The 22637-nt window shown below is 35.2% G+C and carries 19 protein-coding genes and 3 tRNA genes; 8 read left to right on the top strand and 14 right to left on the bottom strand.

All coding sequences use genetic code 11. The features are described 5' to 3' along the window. Positions 1-113: 113 nt before the first annotated feature. On the top strand, positions 114-962 hold the full coding sequence (gene panC, locus LQV47_RS16295; RefSeq protein WP_230038693.1) for a pantoate--beta-alanine ligase: 849 nt from the start codon (positions 114-116) through the stop codon (positions 960-962). 198 nt (positions 963-1160) lie between these two features. On the opposite strand, the gene LQV47_RS16290 is transcribed toward panC, so the two are convergent. The 3 genes from LQV47_RS16290 to LQV47_RS16280 form a co-directional block, all read right to left on the bottom strand. Beyond that, positions 1161-1233: transfer RNA gene (locus LQV47_RS16290), tRNA-Lys, on the bottom strand. A 53-nt stretch (positions 1234-1286) separates the two neighbouring features. Then, a tRNA-Leu gene (locus tag LQV47_RS16285) sits at positions 1287-1369 on the bottom strand. Between the two features lie 38 nt (positions 1370-1407). After that, positions 1408-1480 (bottom strand) — tRNA-Lys (locus LQV47_RS16280). Positions 1481-1594: 114 nt separating this feature from the next. Between LQV47_RS16280 and LQV47_RS16275 the strand changes: the two genes are divergently transcribed. Continuing rightward, on the top strand, positions 1595-2110 hold the full coding sequence (locus LQV47_RS16275) for a shikimate kinase (RefSeq protein ID WP_230038691.1): 516 nt from the start codon (positions 1595-1597) through the stop codon (positions 2108-2110). A 12-nt stretch (positions 2111-2122) separates the two neighbouring features. On the opposite strand, the gene LQV47_RS16270 is transcribed toward LQV47_RS16275, so the two are convergent. Next, positions 2123-2560, bottom strand: coding sequence for a S4 domain-containing protein (locus tag LQV47_RS16270; protein ID WP_230038689.1), 438 nt, complete (start codon positions 2558-2560; stop codon positions 2123-2125). Positions 2561-2615: 55 nt separating this feature from the next. Between LQV47_RS16270 and LQV47_RS16265 the strand changes: the two genes are divergently transcribed. After that, on the top strand, positions 2616-3359 hold the full coding sequence (locus LQV47_RS16265; RefSeq protein ID WP_230038687.1) for a hypothetical protein: 744 nt from the start codon (positions 2616-2618) through the stop codon (positions 3357-3359). A gap of 70 nt (positions 3360-3429) precedes the next feature. Here the strand turns inward: LQV47_RS16265 and LQV47_RS16260 are convergent, their stop codons facing one another. From LQV47_RS16260 to LQV47_RS16240, 5 genes are all read right to left on the bottom strand, one after another. After that, the gene (locus tag LQV47_RS16260; protein ID WP_230038685.1) at positions 3430-4947 is read right to left on the bottom strand and encodes an FMN-binding glutamate synthase family protein; all 1518 of its coding nucleotides are present in this window, start codon (positions 4945-4947) and stop codon (positions 3430-3432) included. Between the two features lie 52 nt (positions 4948-4999). Next, positions 5000-6346 carry a tRNA (N(6)-L-threonylcarbamoyladenosine(37)-C(2))-methylthiotransferase MtaB gene (gene mtaB / locus LQV47_RS16255; RefSeq protein ID WP_230038683.1) on the bottom strand — a complete coding sequence of 449 codons (1347 nt, stop codon included), beginning with the start codon at positions 6344-6346 and terminating at the stop codon, positions 5000-5002. Positions 6347-6413: 67 nt separating this feature from the next. Continuing rightward, on the bottom strand, positions 6414-7004 hold the full coding sequence (locus LQV47_RS16250; protein WP_230038681.1) for a DUF1572 domain-containing protein: 591 nt from the start codon (positions 7002-7004) through the stop codon (positions 6414-6416). Positions 7005-7108: 104 nt separating this feature from the next. Beyond that, positions 7109-9214, bottom strand: coding sequence for a T9SS type B sorting domain-containing protein (locus tag LQV47_RS16245; protein ID WP_230038679.1), 2106 nt, complete (start codon positions 9212-9214; stop codon positions 7109-7111). Positions 9215-9367: 153 nt separating this feature from the next. Then, the gene (locus LQV47_RS16240; RefSeq protein ID WP_230038677.1) at positions 9368-10165 is read right to left on the bottom strand and encodes a hypothetical protein; all 798 of its coding nucleotides are present in this window, start codon (positions 10163-10165) and stop codon (positions 9368-9370) included. 204 nt (positions 10166-10369) lie between these two features. On the opposite strand from LQV47_RS16240, the gene glgP reads away from it, so the two are divergent. Further along, on the top strand, positions 10370-12034 hold the full coding sequence (gene glgP / locus LQV47_RS16235; protein ID WP_230038675.1) for an alpha-glucan family phosphorylase: 1665 nt from the start codon (positions 10370-10372) through the stop codon (positions 12032-12034). A gap of 77 nt (positions 12035-12111) precedes the next feature. Here the strand turns inward: glgP and LQV47_RS16230 are convergent, their stop codons facing one another. Both LQV47_RS16230 and LQV47_RS16225 read right to left on the bottom strand, forming a co-directional pair. Then, positions 12112-12300: a DUF6496 domain-containing protein gene (locus LQV47_RS16230; protein ID WP_002984739.1), complete on the bottom strand. Its 189-nt coding sequence runs from the start codon at positions 12298-12300 to the stop codon at positions 12112-12114. Positions 12301-12312: 12 nt separating this feature from the next. Beyond that, positions 12313-12786, bottom strand: coding sequence for a hypothetical protein (locus tag LQV47_RS16225; RefSeq protein ID WP_230038673.1), 474 nt, complete (start codon positions 12784-12786; stop codon positions 12313-12315). Between the two features lie 121 nt (positions 12787-12907). Here LQV47_RS16225 and LQV47_RS16220 point away from each other — a divergent pair, with 121 nt between their 5' ends. Next, positions 12908-15037 carry a S9 family peptidase gene (locus LQV47_RS16220; protein ID WP_230038671.1) on the top strand — a complete coding sequence of 710 codons (2130 nt, stop codon included), beginning with the start codon at positions 12908-12910 and terminating at the stop codon, positions 15035-15037. A 70-nt stretch (positions 15038-15107) separates the two neighbouring features. Here the strand turns inward: LQV47_RS16220 and LQV47_RS16215 are convergent, their stop codons facing one another. The 3 genes from LQV47_RS16215 to LQV47_RS16205 all read right to left on the bottom strand — a co-directional run bounded on the left by LQV47_RS16215 (position 15108) and on the right by LQV47_RS16205 (position 17756). After that, on the bottom strand, positions 15108-15926 hold the full coding sequence (locus LQV47_RS16215) for a GLPGLI family protein (protein WP_230038669.1): 819 nt from the start codon (positions 15924-15926) through the stop codon (positions 15108-15110). A gap of 8 nt (positions 15927-15934) precedes the next feature. Then, on the bottom strand, positions 15935-17497 hold the full coding sequence (locus LQV47_RS16210; RefSeq protein ID WP_230038667.1) for a vitamin K epoxide reductase family protein: 1563 nt from the start codon (positions 17495-17497) through the stop codon (positions 15935-15937). 70 nt (positions 17498-17567) lie between these two features. Next, on the bottom strand, positions 17568-17756 hold the full coding sequence (locus LQV47_RS16205) for a hypothetical protein (protein ID WP_230038665.1): 189 nt from the start codon (positions 17754-17756) through the stop codon (positions 17568-17570). Positions 17757-18040: 284 nt separating this feature from the next. Between LQV47_RS16205 and LQV47_RS16200 the strand changes: the two genes are divergently transcribed. From LQV47_RS16200 to LQV47_RS16190, 3 genes are all read left to right on the top strand, one after another. After that, positions 18041-19696, top strand: coding sequence for a peptide MFS transporter (locus LQV47_RS16200; protein WP_230038663.1), 1656 nt, complete (start codon positions 18041-18043; stop codon positions 19694-19696). A 133-nt stretch (positions 19697-19829) separates the two neighbouring features. Then, a complete protein-coding gene (locus LQV47_RS16195; RefSeq protein WP_230038661.1) occupies positions 19830-21584 on the top strand; it encodes a peptide MFS transporter in 1755 nt (584 codons plus the stop codon). Between the two features lie 62 nt (positions 21585-21646). Further along, positions 21647-22636 (top strand): PDDEXK nuclease domain-containing protein, encoded by a 990-nt coding sequence (locus tag LQV47_RS16190; RefSeq protein WP_230038659.1) that lies wholly within the window; start codon positions 21647-21649, stop codon positions 22634-22636. Position 22637 lies beyond the last annotated feature (1 nt).

Here is a 22637-nt window from a genome sequence, read left to right as displayed (position 1 = left end):
CCAACATTATTTTAATTAACATTTTTTTACGAAAATTCCCTTTTCCAAATTATTAAAAACACACTTTATTATGTGATATTTTTAGTATTTTTGAAATAGTATTAAAATAAACTATGGAAGTTATAAGAAATAGGAAAGTCCTTCAGGATTTCATTGAAAGACAGAAAGAAATGGGAAAAAGAATAGGCTTTGCCCCTACTATGGGAGCCCTTCATAAGGGGCATCTTTCTCTATATGAAGAAGCAAAAAAGGAGAATGATCTTGTTATTTCATCAATTTTTGTAAATCCGACTCAATTTAACAATCCTGAAGACCTTGAAAAGTATCCTAGGGACATTAACAGAGATATTTTAATCCTTGAAAACTCTGGGCTTGTAGATGCTGTGTATATCCCCGAAGTAGCAGATATCTATCCTGAAAAAGCAGAAAGCAAGCATTATGATTTTGACGGACTTGAGAATGAAATGGAAGGAAAATCACGACCGGGACACTTTGACGGGGTAGGAACCGTAGTAGAAGAACTTTTCAGACAGGTAAAGCCTGACAGCGCTTATTTTGGAGAAAAAGATTTCCAGCAATTAGCCATTATTAAGAAAATGGTTGAAAAAACACATCTTCCGGTTAAAATAACAGGAGTTCCCATCTATAGAGCAGAAAACGGACTTGCACTAAGCTCAAGAAACCAAAGACTTCATGAAGACCGAAAAGAAGCTTCAAAAATCATTTACGAAACCCTGAATAAAGTAAACGACTGGTTCCGAACGGTAACCATTACAGAAATTAAGGAAAGGGTAAAGGATATTTTTGACAACCAGCAAGGAATGCACCTGGAATATTTCCTGATTGCTGATGAAAATACATTAAAAGAAACTGATTTCTTCTATAAAGACAGAAATTTCAGAGCCTTTATTGTAGTGGTTGTAGATGGTGTAAGATTAATTGACAATATGCATTTAGATTAAACTATATAACACCTATATAATTTTTATAAAATACAAACTCTGATGGTAACGTCAGAGTTTTTTTTCATCAACAATACTAATATCACTCATACTTCTTATGATTATTAATATAAAAAATCAAAGGTCTCTTGAGGAGACCTTTGAAACACCAAATCACAAAATATTAATATGAAAAAAATTTACTTTTCAGTAAACTTGTGACCCGGCTGGGATTCGAACCCAGGACCCATACATTAAAAGTGTATTGCTCTACCAGCTGAGCTACCGAGTCGGCCACAATTAACATGAATTACTTCATTATTAATTATTAAATTTTCTTTGCAGTGCCTGCGACTGGACTCGAACCAGCACATCCTTAGGAAACCACCCCCTCAAGATGGCGTGTCTACCAATTTCACCACGCAGGCAATAAAATTACAAAAAAATAAGTAATTTTTATTGCTAGTGACCCGGCTGGGATTCGAACCCAGGACCCATACATTAAAAGTGTATTGCTCTACCAGCTGAGCTACCGAGTCGGTCACTTATGCATCAAGTTTCATTTAAGTAATGTCCCTTGTTTTAAGTGGTGCAAAGATATGACTTTTTTCTTTATCTCAAAACTTTTTCGCAAATTTGTTCAAAAAAAATTCATGATAATTTCACTGATTGGATACATGGGAAGTGGCAAATCTCACATTTCCAAAATATTAAGCGAAAAAATAGATTTTAAATTAATTGACCTCGATAAAGAGATCGTCAGGAGAAATAAATTAACCATTCCTGAAATATTCGAAAAAAAGGGGGAAATTTACTTTAGAAAGCTGGAAAGAGAGGCATTGGAAGAGATTCTGGCGTCTGAAGAAAACGTGGTTTTAAGCCTTGGTGGAGGGACTCCTGTGTATTATAATAATATGGGGATCATTAATCATAACTCAAAGAGCATATTTTTAAGAACATCGGTAGGAACATTGGTAGAAAGACTTTCAAAACAGAAAGAAAAAAGACCAATAATTGCTACTATTACAGATGAAGATCTCCCCGAATTCATTGCCAAGCACCTATTTGAAAGAAATCAATTTTACAGCAAGGCACAGTATAGTTTAAGTACGGATTCTAGAGAACCTGAGGACATCGTTAAGGAAATAATAGAAAAGCTCTATCTCTAGAGCTTTTTATTTTTAATCTTCTTTTTCGGTTTCATTATTTATTTCTCCAAAGAAATCGTCCCAATCTGTAAAGTCTCCATCAATATCATTTCCTACATATTCATCCATTTCCCTTCTGTCTTTTTTAGTAGGCCTTCCTTCTCCTTTATTTCTGTAATAATCCTGGGACATTTTACGAAGTTTCAGCAATTCATACTGTTCTTTATCTGTCACGTCCTGTATGTGAAGTGAGACAAGCTTTGCTCCTATCCTGCTTTTAGGGATCTGAACTACCTTTATTTTATAATCAATCTGATTTTTCCTAATTTTAATAACATCTCCCTCTTTTACCTCTTTTGACGACTTTACGGCGGACGTTCCCATCGAAACCCTGTTCTTTTTAATTTCCTCTGTTGCAATACTTCTCGTCTTATAAAAACGAATGCACCATAAAAATTTATCTATTCTCATAATTTTTTATACTTTTGCCGTTATATTATTTGTAAAGTAATTAAACTTTTTTGAAATGAAAAAAATATTTTTATATATCCTTGCAGGATCTTTATGTTTTACGGCGTGTAAAAAAGATGATGTAGTAGATACCATTAATGAACCTGAAGACATTAACGTCCAAAACAGCTATGATGATCAGGCGATTAAAAAGTTTATGGATGAAAATTATCTCGATGCGCAGGGAAATGTAAGAACTTTCAGTACAACAGACGCCAGTGATGATAATGAAAAGAAGTTATCCGCTCTTCCTAACGAAACATTGCCTTCAGGTACCGTTTTCATTACAAGACCTGATGCTCAGCCCACCAATGGGGTAGCAATTACCAAAGGAGACAGTTTACGTATCATGATGAACGCGCTGACTTTTGTAGCCACTGATAACAACGGAAGTGTTGTATATGGAGCAAAAACACCTTTAACTAATTACAACACCATTAGTGAAACCGGAATTCCAGTAGTTGATCCAAAATTCTACTATATTAAAGATTACAATAAATTAATCAAAAATGCCACTACAGACATAGCGAAGCAAAAAAGTTATTATATGATTGAAGGCTTTAATGAGGCTTTACAGAAATATAAAGCTTTTGATAAAGCAGATGGAGAAAGCTACAATCTTCAAGGGGTTATTATAGTACCGTCCAGAGCGGCTTTTGCAAGAGATCCTCATTACAATTACAGTGGATATTCTTTCAGAAACAGAACTTTTGTCTTCAACTTCCAGGTCTATAAAAATATAACAAGGGCAGCTGATTAAGCTCAATAAAAATAAAAAATCCCCACAATGAAAACCATTGTGGGGATTTTATTTTATACTTGTTTTACATTTAAGATCTTGCTTTTTGCTTTACATTACCCAGAATATCCGGGAAGTATAAATCTGCAAGATGATCAAACTCATCTCCTCTCATAAACATGGTAGCATCTACTTCTTCGTAAGAACTTCTTCCGGCAGCAGCAATCAGTTCATTACAGGTATGAAGTGTATTTTTGTGGAAGTGATATACTCTTTCGCTTTTATCAGTAACATCCAGTCCTTTAATCAGCATTTTATCCTGAGTAGCAACACCAGTAGGACAGTTATTAGAATTACAACGTAAAGCCTGAATACATCCTAAAGAGAACATAAAACCTCTGGCGTTGTTACACATATCTGCTCCCATAGCAACAGCCCTTAAAATGTCCAGGCTGGTAAGCACTTTACCGCTGGCAATTACTCTTAATTTATTTCTTACATTATAGCTGTTCAGTGTTCTGTTTACAAAGATCAGCGCAGGTTCCAAAGGCATTCCTACTCCATCTGAAAATTCCGGCGGAGCAGCTCCTGTTCCCCCTTCTGCTCCATCTATCGTAATAAAGTCAGGATAAATTTTCAGCACATTCATTTGTACGCAGATATCTTCAAATTCTTTAGTATCTCCTATACAAAGCTTAAACCCGACGGGCTTACCTCCGGAAAGTTCTCTCAGTTGCTGTACAAACCTCAGCAATCCTGCAGCATCATGAAAAGAAGAGTGTGATGGAGGTGAAATAACAGTCATCCCCGGGGTAACGTGACGGATTGCTGCAATTTCCGGAGTATTTTTCACTCCCGGAAGCACTCCTCCATGTCCTGGTTTGGCCCCTTGAGACAATTTGATCTCAATCATTTTCACATTCGGCAGGTTTGAATATTTTGTGAATAATTCAGGGTTAAATTTTCCTTCTTCATCACGGCATCCAAAATAACCGGTCCCAATCTGCCAGCATAAATCTCCTCCTTCCATATGATGGGGCGATATTCCTCCTTCTCCTGTATTGTGGTAAAAATCCCCCTTCTTAGCGCCTCTATTTAAAGAAATCTGGGCCCTGTCACTTAATGCACCAAAACTCATTGCTGAAATATTAAATAAAGAAGCATGGTAAGGCTGTGTACATTGTTCTCCACCTACCCAAACTCTTGGAAGCTCTTCTGATGGTGACTTTGCATAAATAGAATGCTTAATTCCCTCATATTTTCTATGATTAACCTCCAGCTGTGTACCAAAAGCAACAGTATCACTTAAATTTTTGGCACGTCTGTATACTGCAGAACGCTGATTCCTTGGAAACGGCTTCCCATCTGTCTCTCTTTCGATGAAGTACTGCTGCATTTCCGGCGAAATACTTTCAAAAAAGTACCTGAAGTACCCTAATACAGGAAAGTTCCTCAGAATAGCATGTTTAGACTGGTACGCATTGTAAACACCTAATGCATAGATGGCGGACAGCAGGATGGGTATCCAATAGTGCGCTCTGATCAGTAATGCTACAATCCACGTAGCAGTTACTAATACAATTCCCCAAGATAAAAACTTATCTCTCATGAATGTAGTATTTAAAGTTAAAAATAAATTTAGTAGAATTTTTGCAAAGAGCCTATGCTTTTGCTAAAAAATTTTGGTAGGAAGATTGCACAGAAACCGTGCCATCTGACAGGATTTTTTCTAAATTTAGAAATTCTATTTGATTGACAAAGGCAGGATCAAAGTCTTTCTGGACTCTCACGTAGTTTTCTGTGAAGCCAAACATTTTTCCTTCTTTATTTTCATGCTCCCAAAGTACGGGAAGCGTTTTACCCAGTTGAGTCTGATAAAATGCCATTTTCTTCTTTTCAGAAAGAATTCTAAGCATTTTATTACGTTTTTTTCTTTCAGCTATAGGAACTACTCCGTCCATATCAGCAGCTTCTGTATTTTCTCTTTCAGAATAAGTAAATACATGAAGATAAGTAATAGGAAGTTCATTCAGGAAATTATACGTTTCCATAAACCGTTCCTCAGTTTCGCCAGGGAATCCGACGATAACATCTACTCCGATAGCAGCATCAGGCATTACTTCGCGAATCTTATTTACCCTGTCATTATAGAGCTTGGTAAGATAACGGCGTTTCATTTTTTTCAATAAATCATCACTTCCGGACTGCAGTGGAATATGGAAATGCGGAACAAAGCTTTTACTTTTGGAAACCAGTTCTATACTTTCATCTTTTAAAAGATTAGGCTCAATAGATGAAATACGGATTCTTTCTATTCCTTCCACTTTGTCAAGTTCAGAAATAAGATCTAAGAAAGTATGTTCATGTTTTTTGTTTCCAAACTCTCCTTTTCCGTAATCTCCAATATTTACTCCTGTAAGAACAATTTCTTTAATATCTTTGGCTGCAATTTCTGTAGCATTTTTAAGGACATTTCCAATGGTATCAGAACGGGAAATCCCTCTTGCCAGCGGAATGGTACAGTAAGTACATTTATAGTCGCATCCGTCCTGAACTTTAAGGAAAGCTCTGGTTCTGTCACCAATTGAATAACTTCCAATAAAAAAGTCGGTTTCTTCAATTTCACATGAGTGAACGATTCCTTCGTTTTCCGTTTTCTCCAGATCGTCAAGGTAACTTAGGATATTGAATTTTTCTTTCGCTCCCAATACCAGATCTACACCGTCAATCTGTGAAATCTCTTCAGGTTTCAGCTGTGCATAGCAACCTACAATAACAACCAGCCCTTCCGGGTTAGCCTTCATTGCTCTTTTTACGTGAAGTTTACATTCACGGTCTGCATTTTCTGTTACTGAACATGTATTGATGACATACACATTAGCCTTATCATCAAAGCTTACCTTATCATAACCTGCATCTGTTAATTGACGGGCAATAGTAGATGTTTCTGCAAAGTTTAATTTGCAGCCAAGTGTGTGAAACGCGGCAGTTCTGTGAAAAGTAGACATTTGTTACTCCTGAATTTTATGGGTGCAAAGATAGTAATTTTTACTAAGAAGCCAAGATTGATTCAATCTATTGCTTGTATTCGTCCCTTACTTCAGGGCTGTTTTGAAAACATACGGGAGATGAATTAAGTCCAGATTCTTCTCCGGAAATTTTATTTTTCATCTCTGTGTTAAACTCCTGTGACTTATTCCTTGCAATAGAAAGTGTCTTCCACTCATCATTTTTCATCATTTTTGCCAGGTATACAATTTGTCCTATGTGATAGGGATAATGAGCCAGCTGCCTGAAGACAGCATCAATAACGGAATGGGCTTCTCCCCTAATGTAAATTGTAGAATATATATTATCATCACTGATCTGGTTCAAGGCATCAAAAAGACACTTCCATCCTTTTTCCCAATATCCGGTAACTTCTTCTTTTGTTTTAAAAGTGTTGTTAAATTCCTCATCACGATGACGCCATGATTTTTCGCCGTCTTCAGTCAAAAAATTGGTCCATCTCGAAAGCATATTTCCTGCAATATGTTTTACAATGACCGCAATAGAATTACTTTCTTCATTATACTGCCAGAAAACCTGTTCATCAGACAATTGTCCGAATGTTTTATCACCAAGAGATTTGTAATATTCAAAACGCTTAATAAAGAGCTGCTTCATACTTTTAATTTTAATTTTAATTTCTAAAATAAGATTTTTCAAGAAAAGAACCACCTCAAACGAAGTGGTTTTGTCTATCTATAGTATTTACTGATTTATGTCACTTATTCTCTGTTTTTTACCAGTACCCATCCGGAAAATTTGACAGGTGTATTTTTCTTATCACTTTCATTCCAGGTTATAGAATACCAATATGTTCCTGTCGAAACTTTTTTCCCTCCTTCTGTACCATCCCATTTGTAACCGTTGGTTTTGTCTGCTCGGAAAATTCTATTTCCATATCTGTCGAAAATATCCATGACAAAGTTCTGTTTACCGGCTAATGCAGAGTAATCAATACCATCATTCACGCCATCCTGATTGGGAGTAATTACATTTACTAAATTCGGAACTACAATGTCAATTTCAATAGGGTCACAATTGTAAGCATCTTTTACAAATACTGTATGATCACCTCTTGAAATATTTTTGAAAACATTGGAATCCTGCCAGTTTATATTATCCATAGAGTATTTATATGGAGGATTTCCTCCCATTACAGATACAGTAACTGTATTATTCGCAATATCAATTCCTGAAACCACAGGCTGATCAGACGGCAATACTTTTACGTTCTGTATCGCAGTACAGTCTCCAGTCTTAAGCTTCACCCAATAGGTTCCAATTCCTACATTGCTTATACTTTGAGTAGTAGCCCCTGTACTCCATTCATAACTTTTAAATCCAGGGCCTGCATCTAAAGTAGTGGTATCTTCTGCACAAATGATTTTATCTTTAAGGATATCCGAATATACCGGCGGGATAACTGTCAGAGTAATCTTAGCAATATTATAACAGCCTTGTGTATTGTAAACCCTTACATACACATATCCGCTTGGAGCAATATAATTGGAAGCATTAGAAATTTCATTGGTTTGATTGATGGCATCCGTAAGGGACGGGTAGTATTTTTTCCCTGCTCCCGGCTGTGCAGTTACGCTCGCTCCGGTAAGGTTAAATAATGCCGTAGAAGGATTCGTTTCAATAAAACATGATCTTATTACAGCATCATTGACAATGATTGCCGGATAGAATTTTAAAGTAATCTGCGCAACAGCAGTACATCCGAACTCAGAAATTACTTTTACATAGATTGTAGCTTCAGCAGATATAAATGCCATTGGTGTGGTAATCTCATTCATTCCCGCATCGAGGTCAGCCATGGAATGGTAGTATTTCTTAACTACAGTAGTACTTCCAATAATATCTGCCGATGTAAGATCAAACAATGCCGTACCTGCGTTATTATTGTTACAAGCTGTCAAAGTAGCATTTTTTACCTTGATAGAACCGTCTTTGAATTTAAATTTCCCGATCTGTTTACATTTATTAAGTGGGTTATCCGGATTTGTAGGATCTGTATAACTGATACTATAATAAAAAACAGTAGTGGTGTTCACCGTTCTGGGAGCGGTAATAGGATTGGCTCCCGTTAACGCTTCGTTCTGACTGGTATGATAGCTCACGCTAAAGCTCTGATTTCCATTAAGAATTCCTGAGGATAAAGTAGAAAAGTCAAACAATTCAGTACTTCCACATATAATAACTTCTCTTGGGTCAGCCGGGTTTACAGGAACAATACCTGGAGGGATAAATGGATACGTCTGAATATTCGGGTCTGTAAATGGCGATGCCAAGGTAGCTGTACCACCCCATGTCAAAGAAAACGGTGCTGTTGTGCTGCTGGTGCTGCTCACCCAGTTGTCAATAAACAAATAATACGTTTGCCCGGGTAAAACATCCATATATTTACAGTAAGGAGTGGAAGAACCACCAATAGCACTTAGGAGCGTACTTGTCATATTTAACCCTGTAGAAGGACCTACTCCAATCACTGTTGCTGCATTACAGCGTATGGGGGATCCCAGACTTCCGCAGGTAACATTAGGCCCAAAAATAGCCCAGTCATAATCAGCATCCGGATTATTAGGAACCAGGTCGAAGGTAAGTGTTCCTCCTGTGGCAATGGTAATTTTGTACCAAATCGAATTATGTTCACCGACTGCATCTATGCAGCTTCCTGAGTTTACCAATTCTTTAATATTGCCATATCCTGAAGGGCTGTAGGTAATATCTGAGTTTCCACAGACAGCTAATGCTGTTGCACAATCTGCCTGGGAATAAAAAGTTTGAGATATACAAAAAAGAATGAAAAGTAAAAGTTTCCTCATAGATATATGTTTTTATGGTTAAATCAGTTTAAATCAGGCTGATATCAACCCATACCAAATATACCTATAATTTAATTACAAATAATAAAATTGCAATAATTTTGAAATATTATAAATAAAAACAATAATTCATTATAGAATTCATTAAATGAATTATTTTATGCTTGTGATGTTTCCACAAAGATTTTCAAGATGGAATATTTTATGAAAAGGACTTTTCACCTCATTTAAATGTTCTTTATCCTGAATAAAGGTATATCGTGAGGCTATAGAATTCATATCAGAAACTATTACCAGCCAGCATTCATCTACAGAAGTATCATAATATGGGAATTTCTCATTTTTCTTTTCAATAAGCTCCAGGATTTTTTCCGAACAGAGTTCATCAAAAAGATTCATATTATATTCGTGGGTGATAAAGACATTCCTGCGGTGGAAAGATTTCCGCACGCTTTTCACACAGCCAACAGCTTTATTTCTTTTAATACTTTTATAAATACTGATAATATTTTCTTCCTGTTGTTCCAGATTATCAAATCTTACGTTAGTGTGAAATTCTAAAAAATAAACACCACGATATTTCGTAGTGTCCTCTTGTTCCAATAATATTTCTGCCTGACGGAATATCTTATTCAGGGTACTTTCCACCTTTTTCATTTCCAGATGATTGATCACTTCAGTCAGCTCTATTCCAATTTTTTTATCATTTAATTTGGCAATAAAATCAGGGCTTTCACAAGTGAAATCCTCAAATTTGACCTCGGGAAAGTGATGCATAAAAGAGTTGAGAAGTAATATTTCGGACTTCTTTCTGTATTTTTCACGGTCATGTAGCTGAGATTCATCTATTGTACGGTGGTACTTTTCTATGGGCTTTTTTTTCAAATGCCTGTTCAGGTAATATAAACTTAGATTCTTTATCAGATCTTCTTCAGAAAATGTCTTTTTCATGTGTGATTTTTTTATTGAATTAAAGAACACATGCAGTCATCGGTTTTCACCACTAAAAGTTTTTGATAATCAATTTTTTACACTCCTAAAGGTAAGTAAAAAAACAATCCCATAATTACTTTCCAATTTAATTTATCAAATAATTAATGTAAAGTTTATTTTCATAATCAATACCTTTGCCTCTTCTAACACAAATCAGCATTTATGGATTTCAGGAATTTCAAAATACCTTACAGCGTTAATCCCCAATATTCAAAAAAAACCGCCTATTTCTCAATGGAATTTGCCCTTGAGCAGGTATTGAAAATATATTCCGGAGGTCTTGGATTTTTAGCAGGTTCCCATATGAGAAGTGCTTATAACCTGAAGCAGGATCTTATTGGAATCGGTATTCTTTGGAAATTTGGTTATTATGATCAGGCAAGAAATCATGACCAAACGCTACAACCGATATGGACAAGAAAAATGTATAGCTTTCTGGTGGATACAGGGATAAAATTTCAGATTGAAATCCACAGTTCCCCGGTTTGGGTAAAGGTATGGTACCTTGATCCTGAGACTTTCAATACAGCTCCCATGTTTTTTCTTTCAACAGATGTTCCGGAAAATGATCATGTTTCCAAAACAATCTGTCACAAATTGTATGACGCCAATGAATCTACAAAGCTTGCTCAGTATATTTTATTAGGAAAAGGTGGTGCTAAATTACTGGAAGAGATGAATATCGAAAGAGAGGTATATCATCTGAATGAGGCCCATGGACTTCCGGCTGCGTTCTATTTATTAAAAAAATATAATGGAGACCTCAATAAAGTAAGAGAAAAATTAGTCTTTACAACTCATACTCCGGAAGAAGCAGGAAATGAAAAGCATAACCTCAAATTGTGCTATGATATGTCTTATTTCTCAGGCTACAGTATGGAAGAAATAAAAAGTATAGAAGGAACAGATGATGAACGGTTTAATCATTCTCTTTGTGCTTTAAAAATGGCCAGAAAAGCCAATGGGGTTTCTCAGCTTCACGGAACAGTTTCCAGAACAATGTGGAGTAAATATCCGGGAATTTGTGAAATCACATCTATTACCAATGCTCAGGAATTTAAATATTGGGCAGATAAGCTTCTTTATAACGCTAAAGATGAAAATGATGCAACTGTTTTCGACTATAGAAAAAAGCATTTAAAGAAAAAACTTTTCAGTACTGTTGCAGATCAAACAGGAAATTTATTTGACCCTAATATTTTTACCATTGTCTGGGCCAGGAGGTTTGCTGGTTACAAAAGAGCAGAACTTCTTTTGCATGACAAAGACAGGTTTTACAGACTTCTGAACAATTCTAAATATCCTGTACAGATCATTTGGGCCGGTAAGCCTTATCCTATGGACTATTCTGCTATTTCCATCTTTAACACACTCGTTGAGGAAAGTAAGAATCATAAAAATATAGCTGTGCTTACAGGGTATGAGCTTTCTTTAAGTAAATCTTTAAAGCAAGGTTCGGATCTATGGTTAAACAATCCGAGAGTTCCAAGGGAAGCATCAGGAACTTCCGGAATGACTGCCGCCATGAATGGTTCGGTCAATTTATCCACTGATGACGGATGGATTCCTGAATTTGCAAAACATGGAGAAAATTCCTTTGTGGTTCCTAAAGCAGATTATCTGAATATGAGCATCTATGAGCAGGATAATTATGATTTAAACAAATTATATGAAATCCTTGAGAACGAAATCCTTCCCACCTATTATGACCATCCTGATCAATGGAGAAAAATTCAGCACAATGCAATGGATGATGTAAAGGAACAATTCAACAGCGATAGGATGGCAGACGAATACTATAAAATACTTTATAATAGCCAGGATTAAAAATACTTGCCAGAGTGTTCCAACTATTAAAATATAAAAGTCCGTGGAGAAATTCTTCACGGACTTTTCATTAACTATTATTTGCTTTTCTTTTTTGAAGGCACTTTTAAGCCTTTTTCTCTTGCTTCAGAAATACCGATTGCTACGGCTTGTTTTCTGCTTGTCACTTTTTTTCCGGAAGAAGATTTCAATTTCCCTTCCTTGAATTCGTGCATTACTTTTCCTACTTTGTCCTGAGCTTTTTCTGAATATTTTGTCTTGCTCATAATAGATTTTTTTTAAGATTTTAACAGGGATACCCCTAGTTCATAAACACAGGCATGTTTCAAATATTTTGAACGTTCTCGTGAAGTGACCGATTCAAAGTGGTCATTTTTTAATACAATAATCGGATCCTCAGCATTTTCAATTTCAAAATTCGCTAAATATCTTTCATCAGGAGCATCCTGACGCATTTTCGCTTTTATTTTCTGCAATTCATCAGCATATTTTCTAAATCCGGGATCTGATGAATGGATAAATTTGTATTCATCGCCTGCATACACATAGTAGTGAAGTTTTTTTTCTATCAAACCGGCTTCATCTGTAATCTGAGGGTTATCATTTCCATCTTTAAAACTCACTTCCACCAATGTTCCTCCTTTTTTATTGGCACATTCTTCAGCATCTTTAAAGCTGGAAAAACCTGTATAAACAATTCTGTCATTCAATACATAACGGTTCAGTTTCTGGTTGTATGCATTCGTTTCCATAATTATTATTTGATTTGATTATACTTAATGATATTCAATTTTTCTGCCAAAAGTCTTATTTAAAAGCTTTTTTTACACATTTTAATAAAATTATTATCTTTGAAATCCATTAATGCTAGAAATGAAGAAACTATTTTTAACGCTTACGATTGCTGCGGCATTCCAAACTGTATCGGCACAGGAAATTACTTTAGATAAAATATATTCAGGATATTACCGTGGTAAAGGTATTGCCGGGATTACATCTATGAAAAACGGTGAAAACTATCTGGTTATAGAACCGGCAGGAATCGCAAAATATTCTTACAAGACTTCTCAGAAAGAAGGAAACCTTGTAGAGGGAAAATTTGAAAGCTATGAATTTTCTGATGACGAGTCTAAAATTCTTTTACAAGTGGAAAGCCAACCTATTTACAGACACTCTTTCCTTGGAAAATTTGACGTAAAAGATTTAAAATCAGGAAAGGTAATCAGCCTAAATGACGGCAAGACTGTTCAGGAGCCTAGATTTTCACCCGATGCTACGAAAATAGCTTTCATCTCTGATAATAATTTATTCTATCAGGATCTGGCTTCTGGAAAGATCACACAAATAACGAACGATGGTAAGAAAAACACCATCATTAACGGATTGGCAGACTGGGTATATGAGGAAGAATTCGGACATGCAAGACAGTATGAATGGACAAAAAATTCTGATGCTATTGTATTTGTAAAATCTGATGAGAGCCAGGTTCCGGAAATCTATATTCCTATCTATGGGAAAAATCTTTATCCGGCTGAAATGCGTTACAAATATCCTAAGGCCGGCGAAAAAAACTCTGTAGTTTCTGCACAATTATACCGTTTGGATAATGGAAAAACAATGCCATTGAATTTAGCCTCTTTTAAAAATTATTATATCCCTAACGTTTTTCAAACGGCAAAAGCAGATGAAATTGTTTTGATTACTTCCGAAAGAATTCAAAACGCTTCCGATATTTTAAAAGTAAATACTAAAACAGGAGCGGTTCAGAAATTATTCACTGAAACGGATGACAAGTGGATTGATACGGATAGCCCTACTTTAGAATTTCTAGAAGACAATTCCTTCCTTTGGGCTTCAGAAAGAGACGAAAACCGTCATTTATACTGGTATGACAAAGATGGCAAGCTTAAAAAACAGATCACTAAAGGAAACTGGGAAGTAACGGATTATTATGGCTTCAATCCAAAATCTAAAGAAATCTACGTTCAGACTACTGAAAAAGGAAGTATCAACAAGGTAATTTCTAAAGTAAATATTGAAAACGGAAAATCTCAGCTTATTTCTAATGCTGAAGGAAACAATTCTGCCAACTTCAGTAAAAGTTACAATTATTTTATTGAGACCTCTTCTACAGCTTCAAAACCTTATACTTATGTTTTAAAAGACGGAAATGGTAAGGCAGTAAAAGAACTTCAGAACAATAACGATCAGTTACAAAAATTAAAAGCTGATAATTTTACTGAAAAAGAATTCATTACCATTCCCAATGCAGTGGGCGATCAGATGAATGCATGGATCATGAAGCCTAAAAACTTTGATCCAAGCAAGAAATACCCGTTATTCATGTTCCAATATTCAGGTCCGGGATCGCAGCAGGTTTCCAATTCCTGGGATAATGGAAATGCTATGTGGTTCAATCATTTGGTACAGAAAGGATATATTGTTGCTTGTGTAGACGGACGTGGAACGGGCTATAAAGGGGCAAAATATAAGAAAGTAACGTATATGAACTTAGGTAAATATGAGATTGAGGATCAGATTACTGCTGCCAAATGGTTCGGTACCCAATCTTATATTGATAAGGGCAGAATCGGAATGTTCGGATGGAGCTTCGGTGGCTATATGACCAGTTTGGCAATGACTAAAGGAGCAGATGTTTTCAAAATGGGAATTGCCGTTGCACCGGTAACCAACTGGAGATATTATGACTCTGTATACACCGAAAGATTTATGAGAACCCCTCAGGAGAATGCTGACGGATATGATAAAAACTCACCTACAGAATATGCTAATTTATTAAAAGGCAAATTCCTGTTAATCCACGGGACAGCTGATGATAACGTACATTTCCAGAATTCTATGGAGTTTTCCGAAGCTTTAATTCAAAATAAAAAACAGTTTGATTTTATGGCTTATCCGGATAAGAATCATGGAATTTATGGAGGTCAGACAAGACCGCAGCTTTATCAGAAAATGACTGATTTTATCTTAAACAATTTATAAGAAAACATATCTTACAAACTAAACTCACTATAGATCCCTTTCAAGTTTTTGAAAGGGATTTTTATATTCATCAAGGGTATTTTACGGCTTTATCCAGTTCTATAGGATTATTAAAGGCTTTTATTTTTTTCCTTTCATTACCTTCAGCAGGCTTCAGCTGTTCTTTGGAGAGAACCGTTCCGTCATCCAACAATAATTTCTGCCCTTCGCGCATAGTCAGATTTCCATTCAACACATATTTAAAAGGGTTGGAATAGAGGTCCAACATTAGTGTATTTAAATCTTTCCGGGTAACGGGAATTGCTCTGGGTATATAATTATTTAATGAATTACGTTTATAATCATCCGGAATCTTTTCACTCTTAATCACATTAAAATAGTAATTCTTTTGAGTGTCATACAATTCCATAATCAATCCTGGCAATCCGTTAAACTTATAAGGTCCGTAGGGCATTGGGATATCTTTAGTAAACCATGCAATCCAGTTTCTTCCTCCGAATTGAGCAGTAGCTTTCTGAAGCCGGAAATTATCAGAAACTTTTGTACTGTCTGTAATAGTCCATTGTTGCTTGGCTTCCTCAGACATTTTATAAAAATTCACATCTCCGATATATTCATAGCTTTGATAGACATTATTATTGTTCTTTTTGATAAGAAAAGAAGTCAACCTACCAGGCGAATATTTTCCAGTAACATTAAATATTGAATCATTAGTATAATTCAGTCTGTTATAGTAGGCAATATCTTCTTTTGTGATATCCAGATAGTAATTTTCCCTGATGATCTCTTTTGAGGTTGAATCTTTCTTGTATTTCACCTCATAGATGAACCTGTTGTTCTGAGAAAAAAACATCACAGTTCCCAGCAATATAAATAATAAATTTTTCATAATCGGTTTTAATTTTCTGATAAAAATTCGGGGATAAAATACTCCAGATCCGCTCTTTCATACTGAATGGGATATTCCGTATCATTGAGGAAAATATCAGGTGTAAAGTGAATGCTATTAGCCGTCACCCAATTTTCATGCCTTCTTAATAGATTAAGAGCAGCTTCTGAACTTCCGAAGTATTTAGAATATTTTGTATACCATCCATTTTTGTTTTCACTATACGCTTGAACTTCATACCAATTGCTCAAAGCCTCTAAAAATTCTGCCTTATTTCTACTATTGAGATAAATATTGGTAAGGTTGACATGAACTTTTTTGTTGTCCTCGTCACCTCTGTTAAGGTCTATATCGAAGAAAATATTAATTCTCAGTTCATCAGAATACATCTTAACCAGCTTTAGAAAAACAGGATAAAATTCTTTACAATGTTTACAGAAAGGATTGGTGATAAAGGTTAAACTTTGATCGGCATGTTCATTCCCAAATACAAAAGCACCTGAAAAATCGGTATCCATTAGTTTCTTTTGAATGGATAGATTGTTTTTAAAAAACAAATAGTTTCTCCTGAATTTCAGATTTTTCTTGATGCTATTTTCATTTTTCTGTGCAATCCCATTTTTCGTTCTTAAGTTCAGCAAAACAGCTAAAGAACCAAAAATTCCAATTAAAAATAAGAATACAGAACCCGGATTTATTTTCTTGGCATCAAAAGGTATAAGATTAGCTGTGAGTAATTGGATACACACACAGGTTATAATGATCATACACACCGGACAGTATTTTTTGACCACAAATACCTGATAGTATAAAGATAAACAAGCCATGGGAATAAATGTAAATAAAGCATATTTATAGACCGTAAAAAAGAATTCAATGTTTCTTGCGAGAGAAAATAAAATGAAGCAAACTATCTGACTGGTAAAAAACAAAAGTGAAATCTCAGATAAATCTATTTTGTTAAAAATTTTCCATTTTTTAGAATTAAAAACCAAATCGCAATCCGTATTCAAATAATTGCTTTTGCACACTCCCACCGGAATAAATGTTCCCTTCCCATGCGTCTTTTTATAAGCTTCGTAAGCAAATACAAATCCTATTAAAGAAGTAAGTGCGAAAGTTGATTGTAAAATTATATTGGAAGAATTGTATCCTAATAGAAATAAAAACAATATGATAAGGATTCCCCAATTGATGTAGGAATAATTAAGTCTTGATTTTGTAGCTGCAAGTTCTCTTTCTTTTTCAATAACAAGTATTATATTTTCCCATTTTGAAAAAAAATCATTTGTCGGAGAACCGTTCATGATAAGTTGATTATTCTTATTTTTCACAGCAGCCAGCTCTCCCTCCACTAAAGCCAGAAAATCTTCCGGTAAAATATCTTTTTCATCATTATCTATTCTGTAGCTGTAATTTTCAATATTGAAAAAGTGTAACGCATCAGAAAATGCTAAAAGACTTGGAAAATCCGGATGCCCCTCCAACTGGAGCTCAAATTCATCCCGGTCAACATATATTTTATGATTCTCTAAATAATTGATAACAGCAGTATAACTTTTGTGTGTCATTTTTTTTTGTCATTTACTTTTCAAAAAACAGCAACAGTTTCCTGTTGCCATTTTAAAAAATAAGTCTTAATTATCCGCAACAAAAAGTCCCGTTGCAATAAGAATCTCCATTGCCTCCATGTGAAGCAGCACACTGTGCGTTTGTACATGCACATCCCAGATCAGTATATGGATCTTCTTCTCTTACGCCTCCTTTAATTTTTCTCTGCTCATTTCTGGATAAGCTTCCTTTCAATTTTTTTAAATCGATTTTTTTCATAATGCTTTCTATAAAATTCTTTTGCGTCATTATTGACCTATCAAAACTAAAAACAATGATCACCATAAAGAGAAATACATCATGTATATTTTTTGTTTTTTCTTTTCGAAATATGTGCAATATCAACTCGTTGTACATACATATTGATCAGGTTTTGCAAAATTTGATTTATAGTATCCGAAACAAAAAATTTCTATTTATTTCATTAATCATTTCGTCAAGTATTATTTATTTTATCAATTGAAATTAAAAACTTATTTTTGGGAAATTTGAAAATTGATTATATGAAGACTAAACATCCTAAAGGGCTACCCTTCCTCTTTTTCACTGAAATGTGGGAGCGTTTCGGATATTACCTGATTCTTGGAATCTTTGTACTATATGTTATTGAGCCCACGGGTATGAAAGGAGGTCTTGGACTGCCCGACAAGACCGCAGATGATATTTTCGGAACTTATATTGCCCTTACATACCTTACCCCTTTCATTGGTGGATTTTTGGCAGACAGAGTGTTAGGATATATTAAGTCCATCTACCTTGGTGGATTTTTAATGGCTGCAGGGTACATTGGGATGGGAGTTTTCAAAGATTTACCCTTATTTTATTCTTCTTTGGCCTTAATTATCATTGGAAATGGTTTTTTTAAACCTACGATTTCCACTCTTTTAGGAAACCTTTATTCTGAAGAACCTTATAAAGCCAATAAAGATTCCGGATATAATATTTTCTATATGGGAATCAATATCGGTGCATTCATCTGTAATATTATTGCTGCATTTATGCGTAATAAATTTGGCTGGGGTGAAGCATTCATCACCGCCGGAGTTGGAATGCTGATCGGTATGGTTATTTTCACGATCGGAAGAAAACACTATATCCATGCTGCACAGATGAAACCTGTACAGGAAGGAGACACGAAACTTTCAGAAATCATGCTTAAAGTATTTGTTCCTGCTATTATTGCCGGAGCAATCGGTTGGTTTATTCCTAACAATATCTTTGGTAGTGACAGTACAGATGCCTTTATATTTGCATGTGTTCCAGTTATTTACTTTTATGCCTCTCTTTATTTCAAAGCTAAACCGGACGAAAAACCTTCAATTGGAGCATTACTTTCTGTATTCCTGATCAGTATGTTCTTCTGGGCGGTATTCAAACAAAATGGTACAGCCCTTACAAGATGGGCCAATTATTATACAGACAGAAGTGTTCCCGCTTCTTTAGAAAAACCTCTTGAAAGCATCTACATGGTGGAAGGCAAGAGTTATGAGGACAAAGAGGTTCCCGTTTATGATGAACAATTCAGATCCCAAAAAGATGAAAATGGAAAACCTTTAAAAAAAATAGGAAAGGATATTTATTTCGAAAATATTTCAGAATTAGATCGTAAGGACCTGGGAGGAACCTCACCACAAAAAGTATATTTATATAATACCGAGCTGTTTCAATCCATTAATCCGTTTTGGGTAATTGCCCTAACACCAGTTATCGTAGGTTTTTGGGCACTTTTAAGACGAAAAGGAAAAGAACCATTAACCCCTACCAAAATAGTGTTAGGTCTTTTTATTTCAGGACTATCCTGTCTGGTGATGGTATTAGCGGTAATGGCCGGAGACAACGGAGCGATAAAAGTTTCTCCTTTATGGCTGGTAGCCAGTTATGGAGTAATTACTATTGGGGAATTATGCCTCTCTCCTATGGGACTTTCTTTTGTCTCAAAACTGTCACCGGCAAGAATTACAGCATTGATGATGGGAGGATTCTTTCTTGCCAATTCTGTAGGGAACAAGCTTTCAGGAATCCTTGCCAGTACATGGTATAACTACGAAAATAAGACGAATTATTTTCTTGTTAATTTCGGTTTGTTAATATTTGCTACGCTATTAGGCCTTTCTATGTTAAAAAGATTAAATAAAATTATGAAGGAAAAAGGGCACTAATCCTTGGTATTTATAAAGAATATAAAGCTGCAGAATGGTTCTGCAGCTTTTTTATTTAAAAATAAAATTAAAACCTTGCCAAAAACCCAAAATAAACTATATTTGTCAGTCTTAACAAAAATTAACAATAGAAATGGATAATATTGAAGCAATAAGTCCGAAACCGGATGAATTTGTAGAGAATAAGAATTCCAGACATCCGAAAGGATTGTGGGTTCTGTTCGGAACAGAAATGTGGGAGCGTTTCAACTTTTACGGAATGAGAGCTCTTTTGACGCTCTTTATGGTAAATTCCTTATTGATAAAAGAAGCTGATGCAGCTATTATCTATGGTGGCTTCTTGGCCTTATGTTATTTAACTCCCCTTTTAGGCGGATTTATTGCAGATAAATATATAGGAAACAGGTTTGCTATTATCATTGGAGGATCATTAATGGCCATTGGTCAGTTTTTATTATTCATTAGTGCTTCCACTTTTTCTGCAGATCTTGGAAGCGCCAAGCTTATCATGTGGCTGGCTTTATTCGTTATTATTTTTGGTAATGGATTTTTCAAACCGAACATCTCATCTATGGTGGGAAGCTTATATCCAAAACAAGAGAAGTCTAAACTGGATTCTGCTTTCACTATTTTCTACATGGGAATCAATATTGGAGCATTTTTAGGTCAGTTTATTTGTCCTTATGTAGGAGACGTAAAAGACGCTGCTACAGGAGTAAGAGATATCTTCGCCTTCAAATGGGGATTCTTAGCCGCTTCAATTGCCATGGTGATTGGAACTATTACATTCTTTATCCTTAAAAATAAATATGTAGTAACACCTGAAGGAAGACCTATCGGTGGATTACCAAAAAACAATACCAGTGCAGATTTTGAAGAAGGTGAAACGCAAACAGCAAAATTCTCAGGTATGGCTTTAGGTATTACCGGAGTTATATTTGTTATTTTATTCTTTGCTTTCCGATATTTACTGGTAGGAGAACTTGGATTTAAAGCTGTAGAAATGGGTCAATTGATCAAAGGAATTATTTATCCTTTCATTTATTCAGCAGGTATTTCTTTGGCCTTCCTTATTATGAGTTCTGCTGAAAACAAAATTGAAAGACAGAGAATATGGGTAATTTATATCGTATCATTCTTTATCATTTTCTTCTGGGCAGCTTTCGAACAGGCAGGTTCTTCATTAACATTCATCGCAGATAACCAAACTGACAGAAACATTTTTGGATGGAATATGCCACCTTCAATGGTTCAGATCTTTAATGGTATTTTCGTTGTTCTGCTAGCCGTTCCTTTCAGTTTGTGTTGGGATAAACTGAGAGCAAAAGGAAAAGAGCCTGTATCTCCATTCAAACAGGCAATGGGACTTGCATTAATAGCTTTAAGTTATTTTATTATAGCGCACAACGTAAAAGATTTAGGAAACTCTGGCCTGTTGGCTATCAAATGGCTGATGTTACTGTACTTCATTCAGACATGTGGTGAACTTTGTCTTTCTCCAATTGGTTTATCATTAGTTGGTAAACTGGCTCCAAAAAGATTCGCTTCATTATTATATGGTGTTTTCTTTATTTCTAATGCTGCAGGCTATGCTTTAGCAGGTTCACTAGGGGCTTTGATCCCTGCAACAGGTGATAAATTTACAAAAGCACAGGAAATAGGAGTAAATCTTCAGGATGTTTTAGATAAAAAAATAACATTAACTGCTGATCAGGCAGCTGCATTTGAAAAAGCTCAGCTACCGTTACACAACCCTACATTCGCAGGATTTGAAATCCATAATTTATTTGAATTCTTTATGGTATTCGTGGTACTTTGTGGTATTGCTGCTGTGATTCTAGGTTTAATTTCACCTATCTTAAAGAAAATGATGCACGGTGTAAACTAACTGCATTAACAAAATATGAATAAAACCTCTGCTAAGTCAGAGGTTTTTTTTAATTTCGTACGATGGAAATTTCCGAAGATTCTTTATTCCAATCCGTAAAGGAAATTATTAGACAATCGCGCGAAAAGGTTTTTCGGATAGCGAATTCTACCTTACTGCTTACTTACTGGCAGATTGGAAAACTGATTGTTGAAGATGAACAACAGGGAAAAGAACGTGCAGAATATGGAAAATATATTTTAAAGAATCTATCTCAAAAGCTAACTTTGGAGTTTGGAAAAGGATTTGACTATACAAATTTATCTAATATGCGTAAATTTTATATGTCTTTCCCAATTGTTGACACATTGTCTCTACAATTGAGTTGGTCTCATTACAGACTGCTTTCAAGTCAGGATGATAAAAATAAAAGAAATTATTATCTCAATGAAGCGGTACAAAATAACTGGAATGTCAGGGATCTAAAAAGACAAATCAATTCCCTTGCTTACGAACGGGTTTTAAAACATAAAAAATCTTCCACAGAAACTATTCACAGTGTTTTAAAAGATCCTTATATTTTTGAATTTCTTGGCTTAAGATCTGATGAACAATTTTCCGAAAAAGAAATTGAAACAGCAATCATTGATCATATTCAAAAGTTTTTACTGGAATTTGGAAAAGGATTTGCTTTTGTAGCCAGACAACAACATATTTCAACTGATACATCAGACTTCTATATTGATCTTGTCTTCTATAATTACATATTGAAATGCTTTGTCATCATCGACCTAAAAACCGGAGAACTTTCTCATCAGGATATTGGGCAGATAGATATGTATGTAAGAATGTATGATGACCTTAAACGCGGTGAAGGAGATAATCCAACCATCGGAATTCTACTATGCTCAGAAAAGGATGAGACCATTGTAAAATACTCCGTTCTCAATGATAAAAACAATTTATTCGCCAGCAAATATTTGCTGTATCTCCCAAAAGAAGAAGAATTAAAACAAATTATTGACCAGGATAGAATCCGTTTTGAGCTGGATCAGGAAAATAAAAACCCTTAAT

It is taken from the genome of Chryseobacterium sp. Bi04 (assembly GCF_918698085.1).
Taxonomy (GTDB): domain Bacteria; phylum Bacteroidota; class Bacteroidia; order Flavobacteriales; family Weeksellaceae; genus Chryseobacterium.
This window is presented reverse-complemented; position numbering and strand designations above follow the sequence as displayed.

Excerpts from the sequence above, each read along its gene's own strand:
- panC (WP_230038693.1), top strand. The coding sequence starts at position 114 with ATGGAAGTTATAAGAAATAGGAAAGTCCTTCAGGATTTCATTGAAAGA.
- LQV47_RS16275 (WP_230038691.1), top strand. The coding sequence starts at position 1,595 with ATGATAATTTCACTGATTGGATACATGGGAAGTGGCAAATCTCACATT.
- LQV47_RS16270 (WP_230038689.1), bottom strand. The coding sequence starts at position 2,560 with ATGAGAATAGATAAATTTTTATGGTGCATTCGTTTTTATAAGACGAGA.
- LQV47_RS16265 (WP_230038687.1), top strand. The coding sequence starts at position 2,616 with ATGAAAAAAATATTTTTATATATCCTTGCAGGATCTTTATGTTTTACG.
- LQV47_RS16260 (WP_230038685.1), bottom strand. The coding sequence starts at position 4,947 with ATGAGAGATAAGTTTTTATCTTGGGGAATTGTATTAGTAACTGCTACG.
- mtaB (WP_230038683.1), bottom strand. The coding sequence starts at position 6,346 with ATGTCTACTTTTCACAGAACTGCCGCGTTTCACACACTTGGCTGCAAA.
- LQV47_RS16250 (WP_230038681.1), bottom strand. The coding sequence starts at position 7,004 with ATGAAGCAGCTCTTTATTAAGCGTTTTGAATATTACAAATCTCTTGGT.
- LQV47_RS16245 (WP_230038679.1), bottom strand. The coding sequence starts at position 9,214 with ATGAGGAAACTTTTACTTTTCATTCTTTTTTGTATATCTCAAACTTTT.
- LQV47_RS16240 (WP_230038677.1), bottom strand. The coding sequence starts at position 10,165 with ATGAAAAAGACATTTTCTGAAGAAGATCTGATAAAGAATCTAAGTTTA.
- glgP (WP_230038675.1), top strand. The coding sequence starts at position 10,370 with ATGGATTTCAGGAATTTCAAAATACCTTACAGCGTTAATCCCCAATAT.
- LQV47_RS16230 (WP_002984739.1), bottom strand. The coding sequence starts at position 12,300 with ATGAGCAAGACAAAATATTCAGAAAAAGCTCAGGACAAAGTAGGAAAA.
- LQV47_RS16225 (WP_230038673.1), bottom strand. The coding sequence starts at position 12,786 with ATGGAAACGAATGCATACAACCAGAAACTGAACCGTTATGTATTGAAT.
- LQV47_RS16220 (WP_230038671.1), top strand. The coding sequence starts at position 12,908 with ATGAAGAAACTATTTTTAACGCTTACGATTGCTGCGGCATTCCAAACT.
- LQV47_RS16215 (WP_230038669.1), bottom strand. The coding sequence starts at position 15,926 with ATGAAAAATTTATTATTTATATTGCTGGGAACTGTGATGTTTTTTTCT.
- LQV47_RS16210 (WP_230038667.1), bottom strand. The coding sequence starts at position 17,497 with ATGACACACAAAAGTTATACTGCTGTTATCAATTATTTAGAGAATCAT.
- LQV47_RS16205 (WP_230038665.1), bottom strand. The coding sequence starts at position 17,756 with ATGAAAAAAATCGATTTAAAAAAATTGAAAGGAAGCTTATCCAGAAAT.
- LQV47_RS16200 (WP_230038663.1), top strand. The coding sequence starts at position 18,041 with ATGAAGACTAAACATCCTAAAGGGCTACCCTTCCTCTTTTTCACTGAA.
- LQV47_RS16195 (WP_230038661.1), top strand. The coding sequence starts at position 19,830 with ATGGATAATATTGAAGCAATAAGTCCGAAACCGGATGAATTTGTAGAG.
- LQV47_RS16190 (WP_230038659.1), top strand. The coding sequence starts at position 21,647 with ATGGAAATTTCCGAAGATTCTTTATTCCAATCCGTAAAGGAAATTATT.